Here is a 19,753-nt window from a genome sequence, read left to right on the forward strand (position 1 = left end):
TTCTTGCTACTTTTAAAGCTTAAAATTCGATTCATGATTCCGAACATTAAACAACTTAAAAATACTGACTCAGAAAACTTCTTTCTGATGGCCGGACCTTGTGCCATCGAAGGAGAACAGATGGCGCTTGAAATTGCAGAAAAAGTAGTCAGCATTACCGAAAAATTAAAAATACCCTACATTTTTAAAGGATCATACCGAAAAGCAAACCGTTCGAGAATCGATTCTTTTTCGGGCATTGGCGATGAAAAGGCATTGAAAATCCTTAAAAAGGTTTCCGAGACTTTTGATGTTCCAACAGTCACCGATATTCATTCGGCACAAGAAGCTGCTATGGCCGCGGAATATGTCGATGTACTCCAAATCCCCGCATTTCTGTGCCGGCAAACCGACATCCTCGTTGCAGCAGCTGAAACCGGGAAAGTGGTGAACATTAAAAAAGGACAATTTCTTTCGGCCGGAGCCATGCAGTTTGCCGTACAAAAAGTAATCGATAGCGGCAACAACAACATCGTTTTAACGGAACGGGGAACTACCTTTGGCTACCAGGATCTGGTTGTGGATTATCGTGGGATTCCCGAAATGAAAGCCATGAATGTGCCGGTTGTTCTGGACATCACTCACTCCCTGCAGCAACCTAATCAAACCAGCGGAGTTACAGGCGGAAAACCGGCGCTGATTGAAACCGTTGCGCGGGCAGGAATTGCAGTTGGTGCCGATGGGATTTTTATTGAAACACACCCCGATCCGTCGGTGGCAAAATCGGATGGCGCCAACATGTTAAATCTCGATCTGCTGGAAGAATTACTGGAAAAACTGGTTCGTATCCGACAAACAATCAACCGTTTTTAAAATGATGTTCGCAGAAGTCATCAACGAATTAAAACCGGCTATTTACGATTGGGCACAAAAGCTGATCAGTCTGGATGATGAGCTTATCTCAACCAGAAGGAACAGTCAGAATCGTTCCATTCGTCAGATCGTCGGTCACATGGTGGATTCAGCGTCAAACAACACACACCGGGCGGTTCATTTGCAATACAGGAAGTCGCCGCTTGAATTTCCGAATTATGCGACATACGGAAATAATGATCGCTGGATCGCTATTCAGAATTACCAAGATGAAGACTGGCAGGAATTGGTGCAGTTATGGAAATTCACACATCTGCATTTTTTACATGTGATCAGTGTAATCGATCCCCAAAAGTTAAAGAAGCAGTGGATAGCAGACAAAAATGTGTCGGTAACACTCGAAGAAATGGTACTCGATTTTCCACGCCACTTTCAGTTACATCTGTCAGAAATAAACCAACTTATAAATATTACGTTATGAAAAACAGAAGATCGTTTCTAAAGAAAACTGCGGCAGGATTGGCCCTTGCAGGCTTGTTCCCATTTTCAAAAAATGCCAGTGCGGGCGAAATAAAACTCACTGACGCCTTGATTCACCACGTATTTTTCTGGCTAAAAGAACCGGACAACGAAGCACATAAAAAGCAACTGCTCGACGCACTAAACAAATTGCTGGAAATTAAAACCATCAAACTGAGTCACATCGGATTGCCTGCAGGAACTGAAAATCGTGATGTTGTGGATCATTCGTATTCCGTTTCTTACATGGTAATGTTCGACAGTCAGGCCGACCAGGATGCTTACCAGGTTGATCCGATCCACCTTAAATTTGTTGAAGATAATCAGCACCTTTGGAATAAGGTGATCGTTTATGATTCCACAGATTAAAAATTTCGTTCTTAATAAAAGAAGAGGTAAGCCATAAAAATTGCCGCGATGATACCGGCAAAGTCGGCAATTAAACCGCACACCACGGCGTAACGGGTATTTTTAATTCCAACTGCACCAAAATAAACAGCCAAAATGTAGAAGGTGGTATCTGTTGCTCCCTGAACCGTACTGGCTACGCGTCCAACAAAGGAATCGGCGCCATAAGTATTCATTGCATCTACCATCATTCCACGCGCTCCACTTCCACTAAGCGGTTTCATCAAGGCCGTGGGGAGTGCTGCCGTAAAGTCTGTGTTAATTCCCATTTTTTCAAACGCCCACGTAACACTGGCTACAAACCAGTCCATGGCACCCGATGCCCGAAATACGCCAATGGCAACAAGGATGGCAACAAGGTACGGTATGATCTTTACAGCCACTTTAAAACCGTCTTTAGCTCCTTCGATAAAAGCCTCGTAAACGTTCACTCTTTTGAAAACGGCCATAAGAATAAAAACCACAATTACCGTAAAAAGGATGAAATTGCTGGCAATGTTCGAAACCTGCGTTATTGCCTCCTTTTCAAGTGTAGAGAAATACCAGATAATTCCGATGATAATGGCGGTTAATCCACCCAAATATGCCAGCACCACTTTATCCAGCAGGTTTATTTTCTGATAAATGGCCACCGAGATGAGCCCGGCAATGGTGGAAAAATAGGTAGCCAGCAAAATGGGAATAAAAATATCGGAAGGATTCACCGCTCCAAGCTGTGCCCGGTAAACCATAATACTGATGGGTAACAGCGTTAACCCCGAGGTATTTAATACCAGGAACATGATCTGTGCATTGGAAGCCACTTTCTTATTGGGATTAGTGGCTTGCATTTCTTTCATCGCCTGCAATCCCATTGGTGTTGCAGCATTATCGAGATTGAGCATGTTCGCGGCAATGTTCATAATAATCGATCCATGAGCGGGATGCTCCTTCCCCAATTCCGGGAAAAGTTTGCTAAAAAAAGGACCGAGTAACTTCGAAAACACATGAACGATCCCGCCTTTCTCCCCCACTTTCATAATTCCCATCCAAAGCGTTAAAACACCGGTTAATCCCAAAGAAATTTCAAAACCGGTTTTCGCCATGTCAAAAGTGGCTTGCACCATTTCAGGGAAAACCTCGGCATCACCTAAAAAAATCAGGCGCGCCAAACCAATGATAAAAGCAATCAGGAAAAAGAAAATAAAGATGTAATTCAGTGCCATATTTTTCGAATTCTGACTTCTCTAAAAATGTCGAAGCTTTCTCATTTAGGAAATATATTGCTCAAATTTTCGTAAAAGTATAAATCTGAACTTCATTTCACAACATCCGTCTGAATCTCACACCAATCTTTCTCCACAAAGTACCGTTGATTTTTCAACATAATTCATTTTGCTGCTCACTTGCAGCGATTTAAAAATAATTCGTTTATTTCCATAATTTATTCTTGCTGAAAAGATTGAAATCATATTTTTGTGTACTGTATTTGAAATTAAAATAATCACAGCTATTCTAAATCTTATTTATGAAAACTGTATTTTACTGGCTACTTGCCATTGTTATTACGCTTGCTGCCGCCATCTATCAGCGAACAACCGGACCAACTTATCCTAAGAAGTTCGACATTGAAGTAAACGGAAACATCCATGAATTAAGATTGATAAGAAGCGTCGAAATTGGAAGCGAAGATCCGTTCAAGCTGGCCATCGATGACAACTCCATTGAAGCAAAACTTTATTACCGACAGTATTTAAGTCATGATGAGTATACCGAAGTTGATTTTGCGTATGCAAAAAAACCGGTTGATTCGTTTATCATGAACAAAATTTTTGGAATTACGGAAGAAGAAGGATGGTTTGCCGATATTCCGGACCTGCCTGCTGCAGGTAAAATTCAGTATTATTTTGAGGTTAAAGATAACAACGGGATAAAAGCCTACTTCAAAGATGAACCTATCATAGTCAGATACAAAGGAGCTGTTCCGCCTGCTGTGCTCACACCACACATTTTCTTTATGTTCTTTGCCATGTTACTGGGAAACCTGGCGGGAATAATGGCTGTATTCAACCACAACCGCTTTAAATTTTACACTACTTTAACCATTATCGCCTTTTTTATCGGCGGTATGATTTTGGGCCCCATCGTTCAGCTCTATGCTTTTGGCGAAGCCTGGGCCGGAATCCCTTTTGCATGGGACCTTACCGACAACAAAACACTGATCGCATTTCTTTTTTGGCTGCTTGCATTTGCCATGAACAGAAACAAGAGACGCCCAATATACACGGTAGTTGCTGCCGTGGTTATGCTCCTGGTGTATTCCATTCCACACAGTATGTATGGTTCCGAACTCGACCCTGAAACCGGCGAGATCATCCAGGGATGGATCCAACTTTTTCTGTTCTGAATCATCGGATAAAAATATTTCAGAAGGCCTTTTACCGGGCCTTTTTTTATGCACAATCAAACCGAAATAATCAACTACCTTTGCAATTCAACAAATAAAAACATGCAACCAACAATCATCGAAATAGTTGCCCACAACCTGGGCTTGAAATACAATCAGGTCAATAACACCATCGCATTACTTGAAGAAGGAGCTACTGTTCCGTTTATTTCACGTTACAGGAAAGAACGAACCGGAAGTCTCGACGAAGTGCAAGTGCTCGACATTAAAGAGCAGAATGAAAAATTCAAAGAACTGGAGAAGAGAAAAGAAACCATTCTGAAAACCATCGGCGAGCAGGAAAAACTTACTCCGGAACTTCAGTCACGCATCGAAAATTGTTACGATCCGGTGGAGTTGGAAGACATATATCTGCCTTACAAACCTAAGCGAAGGACAAAAGCGACGATGGCCCGTGAAAAAGGCCTTGAGCCGCTGGCTAAAATAGTTATGAAACAGTTGGAACGCGATCCGGAATTTCGTGCCAATCAATTTTTAAACGATGAGGTAAACTCCGTTGAAGATGCACTGGCCGGAGCCCGCGATATTATTGCCGAATGGACAAGTGAAAACGAACGGGCAAGAAACATTGTACGCCGTGGCTTTGAACTGGGGGCCGAAGTGAGTTCGAAGGTGATCAAAGGCAAAGAAGAGGATGCCGCCAAATTCCGCGATTATTTTGATTGGAAAGAGTCCTTGAAAAGATGTCCATCGCACCGACTGCTCGCTATGCGGCGTGGCGAGAACGAAGGATTTTTACGAGTTAGCATTTCACCTGACGACGACCGGGTGCTCGAGAACCTCGAGCGCTTTTTTGTAAAAGGTAACAACGAAAGTTCGGAACAGGTAGCTCTGGCTGTTAAAGACAGCTACAAACGACTGATCGAACCATCGATTGAAACTGAATTTGCCAAGCTATCGAAAGAAAAAGCCGATGAAGAAGCCATAAAAGTATTTGCCGAAAACCTGAAACAGTTGTTACTGGCACCGCCGCTTGGTCAAAAAAGAACACTGGCCATCGATCCTGGCTACCGTACCGGCTGCAAAGTTGTTTGCCTCGACGAACAGGGCAACCTCCTGCACAATGAAACCATATACCCGCACAAACCACAGGAAGAAAGAAAGATGGCCGCCAAAAAGGTCACATCCATGGTCGAGATTTATAAAATTGATGCCATTGCCATTGGCAACGGAACTGCCAGCCGTGAAACCGAAGCCTTTATAAAAAAACTACGCTATAACCGCGAGGTACGCGTTTATGTGGTCAGCGAAGACGGAGCCTCGGTATATTCAGCCTCATCAGTTGCCCGCCAGGAATTTCCGCAATACGATGTCACTGTTCGTGGTGCCGTTTCCATCGGCCGCCGCCTGATGGACCCTCTTGCCGAATTGGTTAAAATCGACCCTAAAAGTATAGGAGTTGGGCAATACCAGCACGATGTGGATCAGAAAAAACTAAAAGACAGCCTTGATGCTGTGGTCGAATTGAGCGTAAACTCAGTAGGTGTAAACCTGAATACGGCGAGCAAGCATCTGTTGACATACATTTCCGGTCTGGGACCTCAACTGGCCGAGAACATTACCAATTTCCGAAAAGAGAACGGCATGTTTGCTTCACGCGACGAGTTGAAAAAAGTACCGCGAATGGGGCCAAAAGCTTTTGAGCAAGCGGCAGGATTTCTCCGCATTCCAGATGCAGAAAATCCGCTCGATAACTCCGGAGTTCACCCGGAATCATACAAGATCGTTAAACAGATTGCAAAAGATTTGAAATGCGAATTACAAGACCTTATCAGAAATGAAGAATTGGTGGCCAAAATTAACTGGCAAAATTATGTAAGCAGTGAAGTGGGGATGCCAACTTTAAACGACATCAAAAGCGAGTTGTTAAAACCCGGCCGCGATCCGCGAAAACCGATTAAAGTCTTTGAGTTTGCCGATGGTATTTTCTCCATCAACGATTTGCAGGAGGGGATGGAACTGCCAGGTATTGTCAACAACATTACCAAATTCGGGGCATTTGTCGATGTGGGCATTAAAGAATCGGGGTTGGTACATATTTCCGAACTGGCTGATCGCTTTATTTCCGATCCAAATGAGATCGTAAAACTGCATCAGCATGTTAAAGTGCGAGTGAAGGAAGTGGATATTCCACGAAAACGTATTCAGCTTTCGATGAAAGGAGTGGCGCAATAAGGAACTTTCTCTACCAAAACAGATCGGAATCCTAAAGCATTACTCATACGGAATATTTTCGTTGGGTTCGTCGGGAATTACAGCCCAAAGAATAATGTACACGATTAGTCCGGGAAATCCGGCAGAAAACAACGACAGCAATATATAGATCAGGCGAACCAGTACCACATCCACATCAAGATGCACCGCAATACCTGCAAGGACACCACCCAACACCCTGTTACGCGATCGGTATAACTTTTTTGAAGCCACGGCTTAATCCTCGTCGTCTTCCGAAAGCAGCTCTTCGTTCTCAAACTCTTTCTCCAGGAATTCTTCGGCTGCCTCAATCAGGTCCGAGATCAGATCTTCGTCGCCCGGTTCACCATCAATCCAGTGTATCTCCTGGTTGCTCCAGAAATCTTCGATATCGGCTTCAACAATAAAACGTGGAGTTTCGGTGTGCACCACAAAAATAGTGTCAGGTGTTTCTAGTGAGTTGTCGGCTAATAAAAACTTGGGTAGCATGCTTAATTGTTTTTTAATTGTAAAGCTAAGTTACAACATAATTTATTTTTAATGCTCATTTTTCAGGGAAGAAAACATAAGTTCCATAAACAATTCATTCTCCTTTACATTTACACCGTCAATTCAACTTTTAGCTCAAATTTCAAAAATCTTTTTAACCGGATTTTGAATCTGTTCATAATAAATTGGAATTTTAAGCGCGCTTTTTTTAACATTTTGGACAGGTTTACTATTTTAGCGCTTCATCCGAAAGAAAAACATAATTCATGCATAAACTAAACGAAATTCTCTCGCTAATCGATGGCTACATTGGCGGTTCTCAATGGTTTGTTTTCCTCTTGCTGGGTACAGGTGTCTTTTTCACCATTTACCTGAAATTTCCGCAATTCCGTTACCTGAAACATTCGTTTCGAATTGTTCGCGGTAAATTTGATAAAGAAGACGACCAGGGTGACACCTCTCACTTCCAGGCACTAACCACAGCACTTTCGGGCACCGTAGGTACAGGTAATATTGCCGGTGTGGCACTGGCAATTCACCTGGGCGGCCCCGCTGCCTTGTTCTGGATGCTGATCACCGCTGCTGTGGGTATGACCACCAAATTTGTGGAGGTAACGCTGTCGCACAAATACAGGGAAGTAGCCGAAGACGGTTCCATAGCCGGTGGACCGATGTATTATATGAAAAACAGGCTAAACCTGAAGTGGTTGGCAGTAATTTTTGCAGTTGCCACGGTATTGTCTTCATTTGGAACAGGAAATTTACCACAGATCAACAGCATTTCCAACTCACTTTTCGAGACTTTTGGGATCAGCCACATGCTTACCGGGGGAATCCTCGCACTCTTACTGGGTTTTGTGATTATTGGCGGAATCAAACGTATTGCAAAAGTAACCTCGAGGCTGGTGCCCATAATGGCCATCGTTTACTTTATTGGTGCCATTGCCGTTATTCTTTATAATGCCGAAAACATAATTCCATCCATAACAGCCATTGTTGGCGATGTATTTACGGGAACAGCTGCAATGGGTGGTTTCCTGGGTGGAAGTATTGCCTTTGCATTTAACCGTGGAGTGAACCGCGGCTTGTTCTCGAATGAAGCCGGCCAGGGATCGGCACCGATCGCCCACGCGGCAGCACGTGCACATGAACCTGTTTCCGAAGGTCTGGTAGCACTGCTCGAACCTTTTATCGATACCATCATCATCTGTACCTTAACAGGTCTAGTTTTGTTATCGTCGGGTGTGTGGACCGAAAAACACGAAAACCAGTTCCAGGAAGCCGACCTCGTTGTTCTCGACGGGACATATTCCGAATCCAGCGAAAGCGATGTAGCACATTTGCACGACTACCTGGTGGGGAAAGAAGACCTTCCTCTGTTCACAGGAAGTCTGCAGGTGGAAAACGGTGTTATTGACGATCAGCCCACCATTCTTCATGCACGCTCCGTTGCCGAGGACGTAAAAGTGTTTATTGACAGTCAACCTTATTCAGGTGAAATTGAGTTCAACAACGGTAAACTGGTAAATACCGACGGACTGAAACTCACCGGGAAATCGCTGATGCACAGTGCACCACTGACCACCATCGCCTTTACCCGCAGTTGGTTTGGTGACTACGGAAAATACATTGTTTCTATCGGGCTGCTAATGTTTGCATTCTCAACTGCCATCAGTTGGTCGTACTATGGCGACAGAGCAATTACTTACCTTTTCGGATCGGGAAAAGTAATATATTATCACATCATTTATGTGATCGGATTTTTTCTAGCATCTTTCACTGACACCACCATCATTTGGACACTTTCAGGGATCACCATCGCGTTGATGACCATCCCCAACCTGTTCGGAATACTGGCGCTTTCAAAAGAAATGAAACGGGAAGTTAAATCTTTCTGGAAAGAATATGCCCAACGCTATCCCAACGAAAAAGTACCGAAAGGATAATTAAATTTCAGTATACAGTTGCAATTTTCGGCAAACTGAGAACCGTTCATTCTATTAATAATCGGAATGAACGGTTCTTTGTTTTAAATAAACTGCACTTCATCACAGCTATTTTAACACGTTGGGAAACCGTGATGGAGAATCTTTGGACCTTGGTCGTTACAAAAAATATCCCGTAACTACATGATCAACAAATAATAAACTTAAGCTCACTTAGTTTAGACTAATTATAACTTTTAAATGGATTCATTCTAAACATATTTCAAATTGATGGTTGTGAAAATTTGCATATATTCATCGCCCAAATCTATGGACTTTTATGAATATGTTTGCTAATGAATCTCCCCTGCTCAGAATTATTTCTGGTTCCTGCAGTCTAAAATTTCACCGGTTTATTTTCATTGTTTTGTGTTTTATTGCGATCTCGGCAAAGGGACAAACCGATTTTCGTCCGGGATATTATATTAGCTGGGAGAATGACACGGTATACGGACTTGTAGATTACAGAGGATATGTGCGGAACTGTAATTTTTGTTCTTTTAAAACCAACGAGCAAGCAGAAGTAACCAGGTTTGAGCCCAAAGAAATTAAAGCTTACAGATTTATTGACAGTAAATATTATGTTTCAAAATCAATTGAGACAGAAGAAGGTACAGAACAGGTGTTTCTTGAATTTATACTTGATGGAATCACAAACCTGTATTTTTACGCCACTCCATTTACCTATATGTATTTTGTGGAAGATAAAGACATGCGAATGCTAAAATTACAGCAAGAGGAAATAGAAGAAGTGGTACCGGGAAGAGGAAAGATTATTCGGAACACGAATCGCTATATTGGATTATTAAAAACCTCGATGGCTGACTGTATGGAAATTCAGCCCGAAATTGACAAAGCCAGGCTCAGCCATAAATCGCTATTAAAAATTACAAAAGACTACCACAAATATGTTTGCACCGACCAGGAATGTATAGTTTACGAAAAGCCGCTTCCGCCGTTACGGGCAAAACTCAGTCCAGTTACCGGTTTTAGCGTTTGGAAGCTAAACCTCTCTCCCGGTGATTATCCTGTAACGGAATACCCCGGATCTGCGGCAATAGAGGGAGGAATAATGCTTAACCTTAATTTTCCCGCACTAAACGAAAAATTATCCCTCGATTTCGGGCTTGCATTTACTAAGGTAAATTACCATGGCACAAATGAATTCATTGCAGGCATTTGGCCAACTTATTCTGAAAGCTTTTTATCTCAGACCATTTTCGAACCTTCGTTTGGATTAAGGTATACCTATCCAAAAGGCAAATTACGGCCAACAATAGCAACCGGTACATTGCTCGATATTAATCTTGCAACCGACACGCAGTTAATCGTCGAAACCGAAAAAAGTGACAAAGTAGATACTCAGGAATCAAATAATTCACCCTTTACAACATCCTCTTTTGGTTGGTATGTGCGTATGGGCTGCGATTTCAATCTAAGTAAAAATAAGATCCCGTTTTTTGTTTATGCCAGTTATTCCCAATCAAAAGCAAAAAATACCTATCACAATATTTCTTTAAATAAAGTGGGAATAAACCTGGGGATTTATTTAACTGGAAACGAAAAATGAAACACACCAGACAAAATACCATATTAGCTATAGCTTTCATCATAGCGCTTTCTACATTGTTCACCAAGTGTCAAAAGGAGGATTATGTCGACCGGGATTTCCCTCGTTTGGGTATTTCTGACAGGATTGTACAGAATGATGACGGTGTGTATTTTAATGCCGAAATTCGTACACAGGGTAACATGCCAATCATCGAAAAGGGATTTATGTGGTCAACCGTTAGTTCGGCTGATGGCCTTAATGCAAAAATAATTAGTCATGATGATACCAATGGGAATGTGACTTTTGGCGCTACCGGAACGGTTGATTTTATTCCCGGTAAAACTTACTATGTGCACGCCTGGGCACGAACAGCCGATTTTTTGGTTTACAGCGATCGAATCAGTTTTGCTAACGAATTCACTTCTCCGGCTCCTGAAATAGATTCAATCAGCCCTTTGCGGGCCAAATGGGGAAATGAACTGAAAATATACGGTAAGAACTTCAGCTTCTTTTCCGATCAGATTCACGTGATCTTCAGAAACAATGGAAACGCAAAAGTTCTTAGCTGCAACGACACGTTAATTCGTGTAACTATTCCGGATGTAGCCAGCACTACTCCGGTGAATGTTTCTGTTTTGGTTTATGGCAAACGAACAGTAGCCAAGGATTTGTTTACATATATAAATCCGGTAATCCTTGAATATTCTCCGTCTATTGCAGCAATTAACGACACTATTACATTTATCGGTACAGATTTCCCAACCGATCCCGATTTAGGAAAGGTATATTTTAATTCCCACAAAGTTTTTATTTCCGAAATCACACCAACTACGCTCAAAGCCGTGGTCCCAAAAGAGATCAACAGCTCGCAGCTGGAGATAAAAGTTGAACTGGAAGGGGCGACCAAATCCTTCAGCAATAAATTACAAATAAAGCCTCCGCAGATAAGCGAGATTTCACCGAAGGAACTAACTACTTATAATGAAAATTTTACCATTTACGGGCAAAATTTTCATCCCGATGCCGATAAAAACATTGTATTCATTGGAGGAAAAGAAGTACCGATCATTGCGTGTTCGCCCGGAGAAATCACATGCCGGATCAATAATCAGATCATCCCGAACGAATATGTGTCAGCAATAAAAACCTTACCGGTAGTTGTGCAGACGCTCGATCAGCAAACAGGTTCTTCTGATTCGCTCTTTATCAATTACAAATCGCGATGGCAACAGCTAAAAGACTTCCCAGGTGACATGCGCCTCAAGCCGGTATCTTTCTCATACAAGGAAAAAGGATACATTGGGCTGGGATCGTATGAAACCTTCCGAAATCATTACTCCGATTTGTGGGAATACGATCCGGAAACCGACAGCTGGCAGGAACTCGAACCGCTTCCGGCAATGAAACGAGGACAAACCGGCTGGTTTGTCGTGGACGATAAATTATACGTTTGCTGTGGTTATACCGAAAACAAGTTTACCGATGAGGACAACCTGAGTGAAGTATGGGAATATGATATTACTAACAATTTGTGGACCCAAAAAGCCGATTTCCCGGGTGGGGCACGCTATGGTGCATTCGGATTCTCACGTGCCGGGAAAGGATACCTGGGGGGAGGTGCATACGGCAATTACCAGGCAAAAACCGATTTCTGGGAGTATGATCCTGCGGGCGACAGCTGGACACAAAAAGCCAACATTGCCGATATTAGCAGCCACGACGATATTGAAGCCTATACAGTAGCCGACAGAGCTTTTATTTTGGGTGATTACTGGCTAAACGGCCGCGATATGTGGGAGTATGATTTTGAAGAGAATTCATGGAACAAGGCGGGCACGGTGCCTGCTCCAAACCGTGAAACAACAGGCTTCGAACTAATGGGTAAATTATACATGGGCACCGGCATGTTCTCCTATTGCGGCGGAACTTCCACCTGGCTTTCATTTGATCCGCAGAGCAATGCCTGGACATCAATTACATTTGAAGGTATGCATAGAAGTTCGGCCGGCAGTTTTGCAATCGGCAACTATGGATACATTATTGGAGGACGAACCTGCGAGCATTTTGGCAACCTGCGTGATGTATGGCAGTTCGACCCATCTTTTTGATAACGTTTCAATTTCCATTCCGAATAAGCTGAGATTTACGAACGAAGGCTCGCAGCTTGTAGCTTACCCCAAGAGAACCGTTCTCGTTCTACTCTATCAATAAAAGAAAGATTTTTAATCACTAAATTAGCGTCGGTCTTTTCTTTTCTTTCGCTTTTTTTTCCACTTGCCCAGCAAATCTCCAATCGAAAATTTAAGAAAGGTTACCGACGTAGCTTCCGCCCGCATTACTTTATTGTGTTCTTTCATCGTTTCATTGACTCTTTCCGACTCCGTAAAACCATCACCAAGCTGGGGCCGCATATCCCAGTCAATTTCCTCAATATTTTCCCGGGCTTTATCGGCATCCGTTTTTTGTACCGGCGAAATAGTTACCTCCTTAATATTTACATGCTCCGATTCTAGCATAACCACCGGGTTTACCAGTAAAGAATGGGCAGTAACAATTTTTCTGAAATACGAAATGTGCGATAAAACCAGTGAATCGGTGGGAAAAATCCTAATAGTAAAAATACCGTTTTCAAGCGTAATATCCTTTTCGTTGCTCACCAGATTTATAATATACAGATCCGAAACGGGATCCCCATTTGAGTCCACGATTTTCCCCTGGATAGTCATACGTTCTTCTTGTGCAATTGAACAAAGACTGGATAGTATAAAGGTCGCTAGTAAAATTGGTTTCATTTGCCTGGCTTTGTTTCTCCAAAGTTCAGGAATAAAGCCATTAACAGCCCTCAAAAAAAATTAAACTATGTTAAAGAGTCCGGAAGATCGAAGTCAGAAGTTCAAAGCTCATAGCAAATCACTTTACACTTTGAACTCTGAACTTTGAACATTACTTTTGCAGCTCAATGCAAAACGTCTATCCAAATAATTTTGAAGTAAAGATCGGTTTCGACCGCATCCGGGAAATGCTAAGCAACAAATGCATTAGCACAATGGGAAAAGAATGGGTAGATGACATGCATTTTCAAGGTTCCTTTGAAGCGATTTCGCTGCAACTGGGATTCACTGAAGAATTTTGTCGTATCATCCGTGAGTTCGATAATTTCCCGTCGGGGCATTTTTACGACCTTCGCGAGGCGCTCCAGAAAATAAAAATTGAAGGCCGTTTCCTCGAGCCTGCTGAACTGTTCGACCTGAAGCGTTCGCTCGAGGCTGTGCGCGCCATCGTCATGTTTTTCGGCAAACAGGAAGAAGAAATCTTTCCGCTGCTTAAAGAAAAAACCGCCAAAGTGCAGGTGTTCCCCTACATTTATGACCGCATCGATACGATCATCAATAAATTTGGGAAGATACGCGATAATGCATCGCCCGAGTTGGCACAGGTACGACGCAGCATTTTTAATATGCAATCGAGCATGTCGAAACGCCTGCACAGCATCCTGAAACAGGCCCAAAAAGAAGGCTGGGTGGAGGAAGATGCTTCGGTGTCTATCCGCGACGGACGCGCTGTAATTCCCGTTCCTGCCTCGCACAAACGAAAGCTGAAAGGGATTGTTTACGACGAATCGGCTACCGGAAAAACCTCGTACATCGAGCCCAACGAGATTGTGGAACTGAATAACGAGATCCGCGAACTGGAATATGCCGAACGCCGCGAAGTAATCAAAATACTGACCAATTTTTCAAACGATATTCGTCCTTACCTTGACGAATTGTTTTACTCTTACGACTTTCTGGGCGAGATCGATTTTTTGCGTGCCAAAGCCCTGCTTGCAGTGGAGTTCGATGCCATAAAACCGGAGCTTCATCCCGATCCATTGATTGAATGGTATCATGCTATTCATCCGCTGCTGTTGCAAACACTTCGGAAAGAAAAACGGAAGATCGTTCCGCTGAATATCAAACTGTCGGATGAAGAACACATTTTGCTGATCTCGGGTCCAAACGCCGGAGGAAAATCCGTGTGTCTGAAAACTACAGGTCTGTTGCAGTACATGCTGCAGTGCGGTCTGCTAATCCCCATCAGCGAAGGCAGTAAAACAGGCATTTTCGAACAGCTGTTTATCGATATCGGCGATGAACAATCGATGGACAACGACCTGAGTACCTACAGTTCGCATCTGATGAACATGAAACATTTTGTTCGGAATGCGGATGAAAAAACACTGGTACTGATCGATGAATTTGGAACAGGTACCGAACCCATGCTCGGAGGATCGATCGCGGAAGCCATCCTCGATAAACTGAATAAGTTGCACGCTTTTGGTGTGATTACCACTCATTATACCAACCTGAAGCATTTTGCATCGTCGGCCGAAGGCATTGTTAACGGCGCCATGTTGTATGATGCCCAGCACATGAATCCGCTCTTCAAACTGGAGATCGGAAAACCGGGAAGTTCCTTTGCTTTTGAGATCGCGCGGAAAATCGGTCTGCCGGAAGATATCCTGGAACAAGCCACCGAAAAGATCGGAAAAGATCACATTGATTTCGACCGCAACCTGCGACAGATCAACCGCGATAAACGTTACTGGGAAACCAAGCGCATGAAGATCCGAAAGGTGGAAAAGATCCTGGATAATACGGCTGAGGACTACCAGAGTGAACTGGAAGAAATTCAGAAGCAACGCAAAGAGATCCTTAAGAAAGCAAAAGAGGAAGCCGATACTTTGTTGAAAGATGTAAACAAACGAATCGAGAATACCATTCGGGAAATTAAGCAGGCGCAGGCCGATAAAGAAAAAACGCGCGAAGCACGCGAAAACCTCGAGCAGCTGAAAAATGAGGTAGGAAAAAGATCCACTTCCTATGATAAAAAGATCGCCGGTAAAATGGATAAACTACGCCAGCGCGAACAAAACCGCAACAAACGACGGCCAGAAGAATCTAAAAAACCAATCTCAAAAGAAAAACTGGAAGAGCGGATCGAACTGCGTCCGGGAGATAAAGTGCGCTTAAAAGGCCAGGATACCATTGGAGATCTCGTTGAGGTAAACGAAAAAAATGCGGTGGTGGCTTTTGGACAATTGATGACCACCATCCCGCGAAAGAATATCGAGCGTATTAGTAAAAACGAGGCCAAAAGGCTGGACAAATCGCAGGGCCATCGTGCCAGCCGAATCACCGAAGGTTTCTCAGAACGTCGCCTCACTTTTAAACCTGAAATCGATATTCGTGGTCAGCGTGTGGAGGAGGCCATAGGCAAAATCACCGAATTCATTGACGAAGCCATTATGTTCGAGGTTGGCCAACTGCGTATTTTGCACGGCAAAGGGCACGGCATCCTGAAACAAAGCATCCGCGATTACCTTCGTTCGGAACCCATGGTTCGAAGCTACAAAGACGAACACGTTGATTTTGGCGGCGCCGGGATCACGGTTGTCAACCTGGCATTATAACAATCACTCTGCCCCATTCTATCGTTGACCAAAATAATTCCTGTTTAACATTTTCGAAATTAGGATAGTTTTATCTTTTTTTCGTAAATTCCCCTAACTAAAACACCATTTTTATGAAACGACTGTTAATTATTATTCCTGTTATCCTTGTTCTTGTGGCCATTTCTTTTGTATTGTATTTAAAATATGCACTCCCTAATGTTGGCGCTGCTCCCGACATTTCGATAGCGGCAACGCCAGAGCGTCTGGAGCGTGGAGCCTATTTGGCCAACGATGTCATGGGCTGTGTGGACTGCCACAGTTTGCGTGATTTCTCAAAATATTCAGCGCCCATAACAGGTACGCCGTTTGCCGGAGGAGGAGAAGAATTTGTGGAAGAGCTGGGTGCTCCCGGAAACTTTTATGCGCCCAACCTAACTCCTTTTCATTTAAGCGACTGGACCGACGGTGAGCTATACCGTGCCATTACTGCCGGTGTATCAAAAGATGGAAGAGCCTTGTTCCCGGCTATGCCTTCGCATCTTTATGGCAAAAGCTCGAAAGAGGACATTTATTCTGTGATAGCGTATTTACGCACACTCGATCCGGTTGAAAACACAGTGCCCGCACCTGAGGCTAAGTTCCCTTTTAGTTTGATTATGAATACGATTCCGAAAAAAGGCGAAGCGCGCGAAATACCTGATAAATCGGATCTGGTGGCTTACGGTGAATATGTAACTACGAGTGCCGCCTGTATCGATTGCCACACGCCAATGGAAAAGGGGCAGTATGTGATGGAAAAAGCCTATGCCGGCGGACGCGAATTTCCCATGCCTGTTGGGATCGTGCGTACGTCGAATATCACACCCGACCCCGAAACGGGAATTGGAAACTGGACCGAAGAAATGTTTGTAAACCGTTTTAAAATCTATGCCGATTCACTGTATATTCCCAACGATGTCGGTGATGGATTCAATACCATGATGCCATGGACTATGTACGCCCGCATGGATGAATACGACCTGAAGGCGATTTATGCTTATTTGCATTCACTGGACCCCGTGAAAAATACAGTGGTAAAATTTACTCCAAACTAAAAATGTGATCATGAAAAAAGTGACTGGAATCGGTGGCATCTTTTTCAAAACAGATGATCCGGAGAAAATGAAAGACTGGTACCGGAAAAATCTTGGGCTGGTCACCAATGAATATGGCTCGGTTTTCGAGTTTCGCGAATTGGATAAGCCTGAAAATACGGCTTATTCGGTTTGGAGCCCTTTCAAAAAAGACACCGATTATTTTGAACCGTCCGAAAAGGAATTCATGATCAATTACCGGGTGGAAAACATCGAAAAGCTGGTTGACGAATTGCGGCAAGCCGGTGTTACCATTTGCGATGAAATTGAAACCTACGAATACGGCAAGTTTGTCCACATCCTCGATCCCGAGAACAACAAGATTGAACTTTGGGAACCTGTGGATGAGGTTTTCAGGGGATTGTACGAAGGAAAAACTACAAAATAGTTATCTTTCGGGAAAGATATCGCCATGAAGTTCAGCCTCATTGTTTTGATCGTATTAAGCTTTTTCATATCTGTAAACGTGGCCGCTGAGAATCCGGCAGCAAACGATACCACTTACATTTTTTTGAAGGAATACGGGCTAGAGCGAACAAAGGACAAAAACTGCATCAAGTACATCAATAAAGCACTGGATGACGACTTACTTAAAAATGAGGGCCCGAAAGTCCTTGTTTTCAGACCCGGTATGTATCACTTTTATCCTGATGGCGCCAAAACAAAAGTATATTACGAATCGAACACCACCGATGTAAATCCGAAGGTATGTGCCTTTCTTTTCGAAGATGTGCATAACCTGACGATCGACGGACGCGGCAGCACACTGATCTTCCACGAACAAATGCAGCCATTTACCTTTGATAACTGCACCAACATCGTGTTGAAAGATCTGAGCATCGACTGGGAATATCCACTGATCGCGCAGGGAGAAGTTTTAAAAACGACCAAACATTATATCGATGTGGCCATCGATTTTCGCGACACGCCTTACCGGATTGAAGACGATAAACTTTGGTTCGATGTGAACCGCCACAAGCGAAACATCTGGCGAAGTACCATGGAATTTGATGGCGAAGGTCGCTACATTGTTCCGCAAACCGGCGACAACGGATGCTTGGGCGAAGGCTGGGGAAACTACACCGCGGCAACTACTATGCCCGGGATCGTACGTTTGTACAATGATTTTAAACGACTTCCCAAACAGGGCAACTTCCTCGTTTTCCGTCATGCTACACGCGCCCATGCCGGGATTTTTATCACCGAATCGAAAAATGTAACCGTTAAAAACCTCAACCTGTATCATGCGACCGGCCTCGGTATTCTGGCACAATTCAGCGAGAATCTGACGTTTAAGGCTTACAGGGCGATTCCCAACCTCCGAAAGAACCACTATTTCGGAGGCGGCGATGACGGGATTCAGGTATCGAATTGCAAAGGTCAGGTGACCATTGAAAACTGCGAATTTGCAGGCTTAATGGACGATCCGGTGAACGTTCACGGAACCAGCGTTCAGGTACAGAAAATTGTGTCACCTACCCAAGTGCAATGCAGCTTTATGCATCACCAAAGTGTTGGCATGACCTGGGGACACAAAGGCGATAAAGTCAGTTTTATTGAAAATGAGAAAATGAACTCACTCGGAACCGGAGAAGTTCTGGAGTTCGAGACCATCGATACCAAAAACTTTATACTGACCTTTTCTACACCGATTCCAACGGAACTGGAAGTCGGCGATGCACTGGAAAATCTCACCTGGTCGCCCGACCTTACCGTAACATACAACCATTTTAGAAATTGCCGGGCAAGAGGGCTGCTGGTTTCAACTCCCGGAAAGGTTGTCATCGAAAACAATGTTTTTGAATCAAGTGGAAGCGCTATCCTTATTTCAGGCGATGCCAACGGCTGGTTCGAGTCGGGAGCCGTAAATGACGTGCTGATCCAAAACAATACCTTCTCGGACTTATGTAATACCAGTCCTTACCAGTTTTGCGAGGCCATTATATCCGTTTATCCCATCATACCACAACTGGATGAAAGTACTCCGGCCTTTCACAAAAATATTCGCATTATCAATAATCAATTTCATCCGTTTGACTATCCGGTGCTTTTTGCACGATCGGTTGACGGCATCAGCTTTCAGAACAACCAGCTCACACGCAGTTATAATTTCAAACCTTATCACAACCGGGAGTATACCTTTAGTTTCGAATACTGCAAAAATGTAAAGATCGAAGGAAATGAATTGTCGGATGATGTGTTAGGAAAAAACATTTTACTGAAACAAACACCAAACAGCGACCTGGAGCTGGATCATCCTGAATATTTGAATGTTAAAGGCTATTAAGCTTTCGCTACTTATCTTGAATCATTTTAAAATACGGGTTATGTGTTGAAAACACACTTTTCTGAGGTTACTTTTTTTCTTCAGACGGAATATATATATGAGTGGACGCAAAACTCAACATTTTAATAAAATTGAATTTGGTAAACAACCAATATTTTTTGACGCTTTTTGAAGTAGAACCCAATAAAAAAACCGTTCAGAACTGAACGGTTTTTTTTATCTTAATATTTGGTAGAACTAAAATGACGCTTTTTTAGATGATTGACATTACAAACCCAAATATAAAACCAATCAAGTTGTAGAAATCGCCCTACCAAAATACTAATGAACTTCTGGTGGCATTAAAGCAACATTCAGACCAAAAACAAATACAAACTCATTTTCAACAACTTAGAGATCTTGCCAAATTTTCAACCCTTCCCATATTGGGAAAATACGTTTCACATCGGGCCACC

16 protein-coding genes are annotated in these 19,753 nt (G+C 43.2%); 12 read left to right on the forward strand and 4 right to left on the reverse strand.

All coding sequences use genetic code 11. The features are described 5' to 3' along the window. Window positions 1-33 precede the first annotated feature (33 nt). Genes kdsA through WFY05_RS01270 form a run of 3 tightly spaced genes read left to right on the forward strand, consistent with a single transcriptional unit; the run spans window position 34 to window position 1,740 of the window. Window positions 34-852 (forward strand): 3-deoxy-8-phosphooctulonate synthase, encoded by an 819-nt coding sequence (kdsA, locus tag WFY05_RS01260; RefSeq protein ID WP_340110899.1) that lies wholly within the window; start codon window positions 34-36, stop codon window positions 850-852. A gap of 1 nt (window position 853) precedes the next feature. After that, on the forward strand, window positions 854-1,333 hold the full coding sequence (locus WFY05_RS01265; RefSeq protein ID WP_340110900.1) for a DinB family protein: 480 nt from the start codon (window positions 854-856) through the stop codon (window positions 1,331-1,333). Further along, window positions 1,330-1,740, forward strand: coding sequence for a Dabb family protein (locus WFY05_RS01270; protein ID WP_340110901.1), 411 nt, complete (start codon window positions 1,330-1,332; stop codon window positions 1,738-1,740). Before WFY05_RS01265 ends, WFY05_RS01270 begins: the two co-directional genes overlap by 4 nt. Before the next feature lie 11 nt (window positions 1,741-1,751). Here WFY05_RS01270 and WFY05_RS01275 read toward each other — a convergent pair whose 3' ends face one another. Next, window positions 1,752-2,984, reverse strand: coding sequence for a nucleoside recognition domain-containing protein (locus tag WFY05_RS01275; RefSeq protein ID WP_340110902.1), 1,233 nt, complete (start codon window positions 2,982-2,984; stop codon window positions 1,752-1,754). 302 nt (window positions 2,985-3,286) lie between these two features. Here WFY05_RS01275 and WFY05_RS01280 point away from each other — a divergent pair, with 302 nt between their 5' ends. Continuing rightward, the gene (locus WFY05_RS01280; protein ID WP_340110903.1) at window positions 3,287-4,165 is read left to right on the forward strand and encodes a hypothetical protein; all 879 of its coding nucleotides are present in this window, start codon (window positions 3,287-3,289) and stop codon (window positions 4,163-4,165) included. A gap of 102 nt (window positions 4,166-4,267) precedes the next feature. Beyond that, window positions 4,268-6,400, forward strand: coding sequence for a Tex family protein (locus tag WFY05_RS01285; RefSeq protein WP_340110904.1), 2,133 nt, complete (start codon window positions 4,268-4,270; stop codon window positions 6,398-6,400). Window positions 6,401-6,439: 39 nt separating this feature from the next. Here WFY05_RS01285 and WFY05_RS01290 read toward each other — a convergent pair whose 3' ends face one another. Both WFY05_RS01290 and WFY05_RS01295 read right to left on the reverse strand, forming a co-directional pair. Then, entirely contained in the window at window positions 6,440-6,652 is a 213-nt protein-coding gene (locus WFY05_RS01290; RefSeq protein WP_340110905.1) for a PspC domain-containing protein, read from the reverse strand. 3 nt (window positions 6,653-6,655) lie between these two features. Further along, complete coding sequence (locus WFY05_RS01295) at window positions 6,656-6,907, reverse strand: DUF8828 family protein (protein WP_340110906.1); 252 nt, start codon at window positions 6,905-6,907, stop codon at window positions 6,656-6,658. Between the two features lie 266 nt (window positions 6,908-7,173). On the opposite strand from WFY05_RS01295, the gene WFY05_RS01300 reads away from it, so the two are divergent. The 3 genes from WFY05_RS01300 to WFY05_RS01310 all read left to right on the forward strand — a co-directional run bounded on the left by WFY05_RS01300 (window position 7,174) and on the right by WFY05_RS01310 (window position 12,552). After that, entirely contained in the window at window positions 7,174-8,853 is a 1,680-nt protein-coding gene (locus tag WFY05_RS01300) for an alanine/glycine:cation symporter family protein (RefSeq protein WP_340110907.1), read from the forward strand. Between the two features lie 406 nt (window positions 8,854-9,259). After that, window positions 9,260-10,462, forward strand: a complete 1,203-nt coding sequence (locus WFY05_RS01305; RefSeq protein WP_340110908.1) for a hypothetical protein — start codon at window positions 9,260-9,262, stop codon at window positions 10,460-10,462. Then, window positions 10,459-12,552 (forward strand): IPT/TIG domain-containing protein, encoded by a 2,094-nt coding sequence (locus WFY05_RS01310; RefSeq protein WP_340110909.1) that lies wholly within the window; start codon window positions 10,459-10,461, stop codon window positions 12,550-12,552. The genes WFY05_RS01305 and WFY05_RS01310 overlap by 4 nt, the downstream gene beginning before the upstream one ends. Before the next feature lie 126 nt (window positions 12,553-12,678). Here WFY05_RS01310 and WFY05_RS01315 read toward each other — a convergent pair whose 3' ends face one another. Beyond that, window positions 12,679-13,236 (reverse strand): hypothetical protein, encoded by a 558-nt coding sequence (locus WFY05_RS01315; protein WP_340110910.1) that lies wholly within the window; start codon window positions 13,234-13,236, stop codon window positions 12,679-12,681. A 167-nt stretch (window positions 13,237-13,403) separates the two neighbouring features. Here WFY05_RS01315 and WFY05_RS01320 point away from each other — a divergent pair, with 167 nt between their 5' ends. From WFY05_RS01320 to WFY05_RS01335, 4 genes are all read left to right on the forward strand, one after another. Next, window positions 13,404-15,896: an endonuclease MutS2 gene (locus tag WFY05_RS01320; RefSeq protein ID WP_340110911.1), complete on the forward strand. Its 2,493-nt coding sequence runs from the start codon at window positions 13,404-13,406 to the stop codon at window positions 15,894-15,896. 113 nt (window positions 15,897-16,009) lie between these two features. Then, a complete protein-coding gene (locus tag WFY05_RS01325; protein WP_340110912.1) occupies window positions 16,010-16,972 on the forward strand; it encodes a c-type cytochrome in 963 nt (320 codons plus the stop codon). A 10-nt stretch (window positions 16,973-16,982) separates the two neighbouring features. Then, the gene (locus WFY05_RS01330) at window positions 16,983-17,399 is read left to right on the forward strand and encodes a VOC family protein (RefSeq protein ID WP_340110913.1); all 417 of its coding nucleotides are present in this window, start codon (window positions 16,983-16,985) and stop codon (window positions 17,397-17,399) included. Between the two features lie 24 nt (window positions 17,400-17,423). Beyond that, entirely contained in the window at window positions 17,424-19,298 is a 1,875-nt protein-coding gene (locus WFY05_RS01335) for an alpha-1,3-galactosidase-related protein (protein WP_340110914.1), read from the forward strand. The last annotated feature ends 455 nt before the right edge of the window (window positions 19,299-19,753 follow it).

Source organism: Maribellus mangrovi (genome assembly GCF_037646455.1).
Lineage (GTDB): Bacteria > Bacteroidota > Bacteroidia > Bacteroidales > Prolixibacteraceae > Draconibacterium > Draconibacterium mangrovi_A.

What these genes read in the sequence shown, in the direction of transcription:
- kdsA (WP_340110899.1), top strand. Translation starts at nt 34, where the DNA reads ATGATTCCGAACATTAAACAACTTAAAAATACTGACTCAGAAAACTTC.
- WFY05_RS01265 (WP_340110900.1), top strand. Translation starts at nt 854, where the DNA reads ATGATGTTCGCAGAAGTCATCAACGAATTAAAACCGGCTATTTACGAT.
- WFY05_RS01270 (WP_340110901.1), top strand. Translation starts at nt 1,330, where the DNA reads ATGAAAAACAGAAGATCGTTTCTAAAGAAAACTGCGGCAGGATTGGCC.
- WFY05_RS01275 (WP_340110902.1), bottom strand. Translation starts at nt 2,984, where the DNA reads ATGGCACTGAATTACATCTTTATTTTCTTTTTCCTGATTGCTTTTATC.
- WFY05_RS01280 (WP_340110903.1), top strand. Translation starts at nt 3,287, where the DNA reads ATGAAAACTGTATTTTACTGGCTACTTGCCATTGTTATTACGCTTGCT.
- WFY05_RS01285 (WP_340110904.1), top strand. Translation starts at nt 4,268, where the DNA reads ATGCAACCAACAATCATCGAAATAGTTGCCCACAACCTGGGCTTGAAA.
- WFY05_RS01295 (WP_340110906.1), bottom strand. Translation starts at nt 6,907, where the DNA reads ATGCTACCCAAGTTTTTATTAGCCGACAACTCACTAGAAACACCTGAC.
- WFY05_RS01300 (WP_340110907.1), top strand. Translation starts at nt 7,174, where the DNA reads ATGCATAAACTAAACGAAATTCTCTCGCTAATCGATGGCTACATTGGC.
- WFY05_RS01310 (WP_340110909.1), top strand. Translation starts at nt 10,459, where the DNA reads ATGAAACACACCAGACAAAATACCATATTAGCTATAGCTTTCATCATA.
- WFY05_RS01315 (WP_340110910.1), bottom strand. Translation starts at nt 13,236, where the DNA reads ATGAAACCAATTTTACTAGCGACCTTTATACTATCCAGTCTTTGTTCA.
- WFY05_RS01320 (WP_340110911.1), top strand. Translation starts at nt 13,404, where the DNA reads ATGCAAAACGTCTATCCAAATAATTTTGAAGTAAAGATCGGTTTCGAC.
- WFY05_RS01325 (WP_340110912.1), top strand. Translation starts at nt 16,010, where the DNA reads ATGAAACGACTGTTAATTATTATTCCTGTTATCCTTGTTCTTGTGGCC.
- WFY05_RS01330 (WP_340110913.1), top strand. Translation starts at nt 16,983, where the DNA reads ATGAAAAAAGTGACTGGAATCGGTGGCATCTTTTTCAAAACAGATGAT.
- WFY05_RS01335 (WP_340110914.1), top strand. Translation starts at nt 17,424, where the DNA reads ATGAAGTTCAGCCTCATTGTTTTGATCGTATTAAGCTTTTTCATATCT.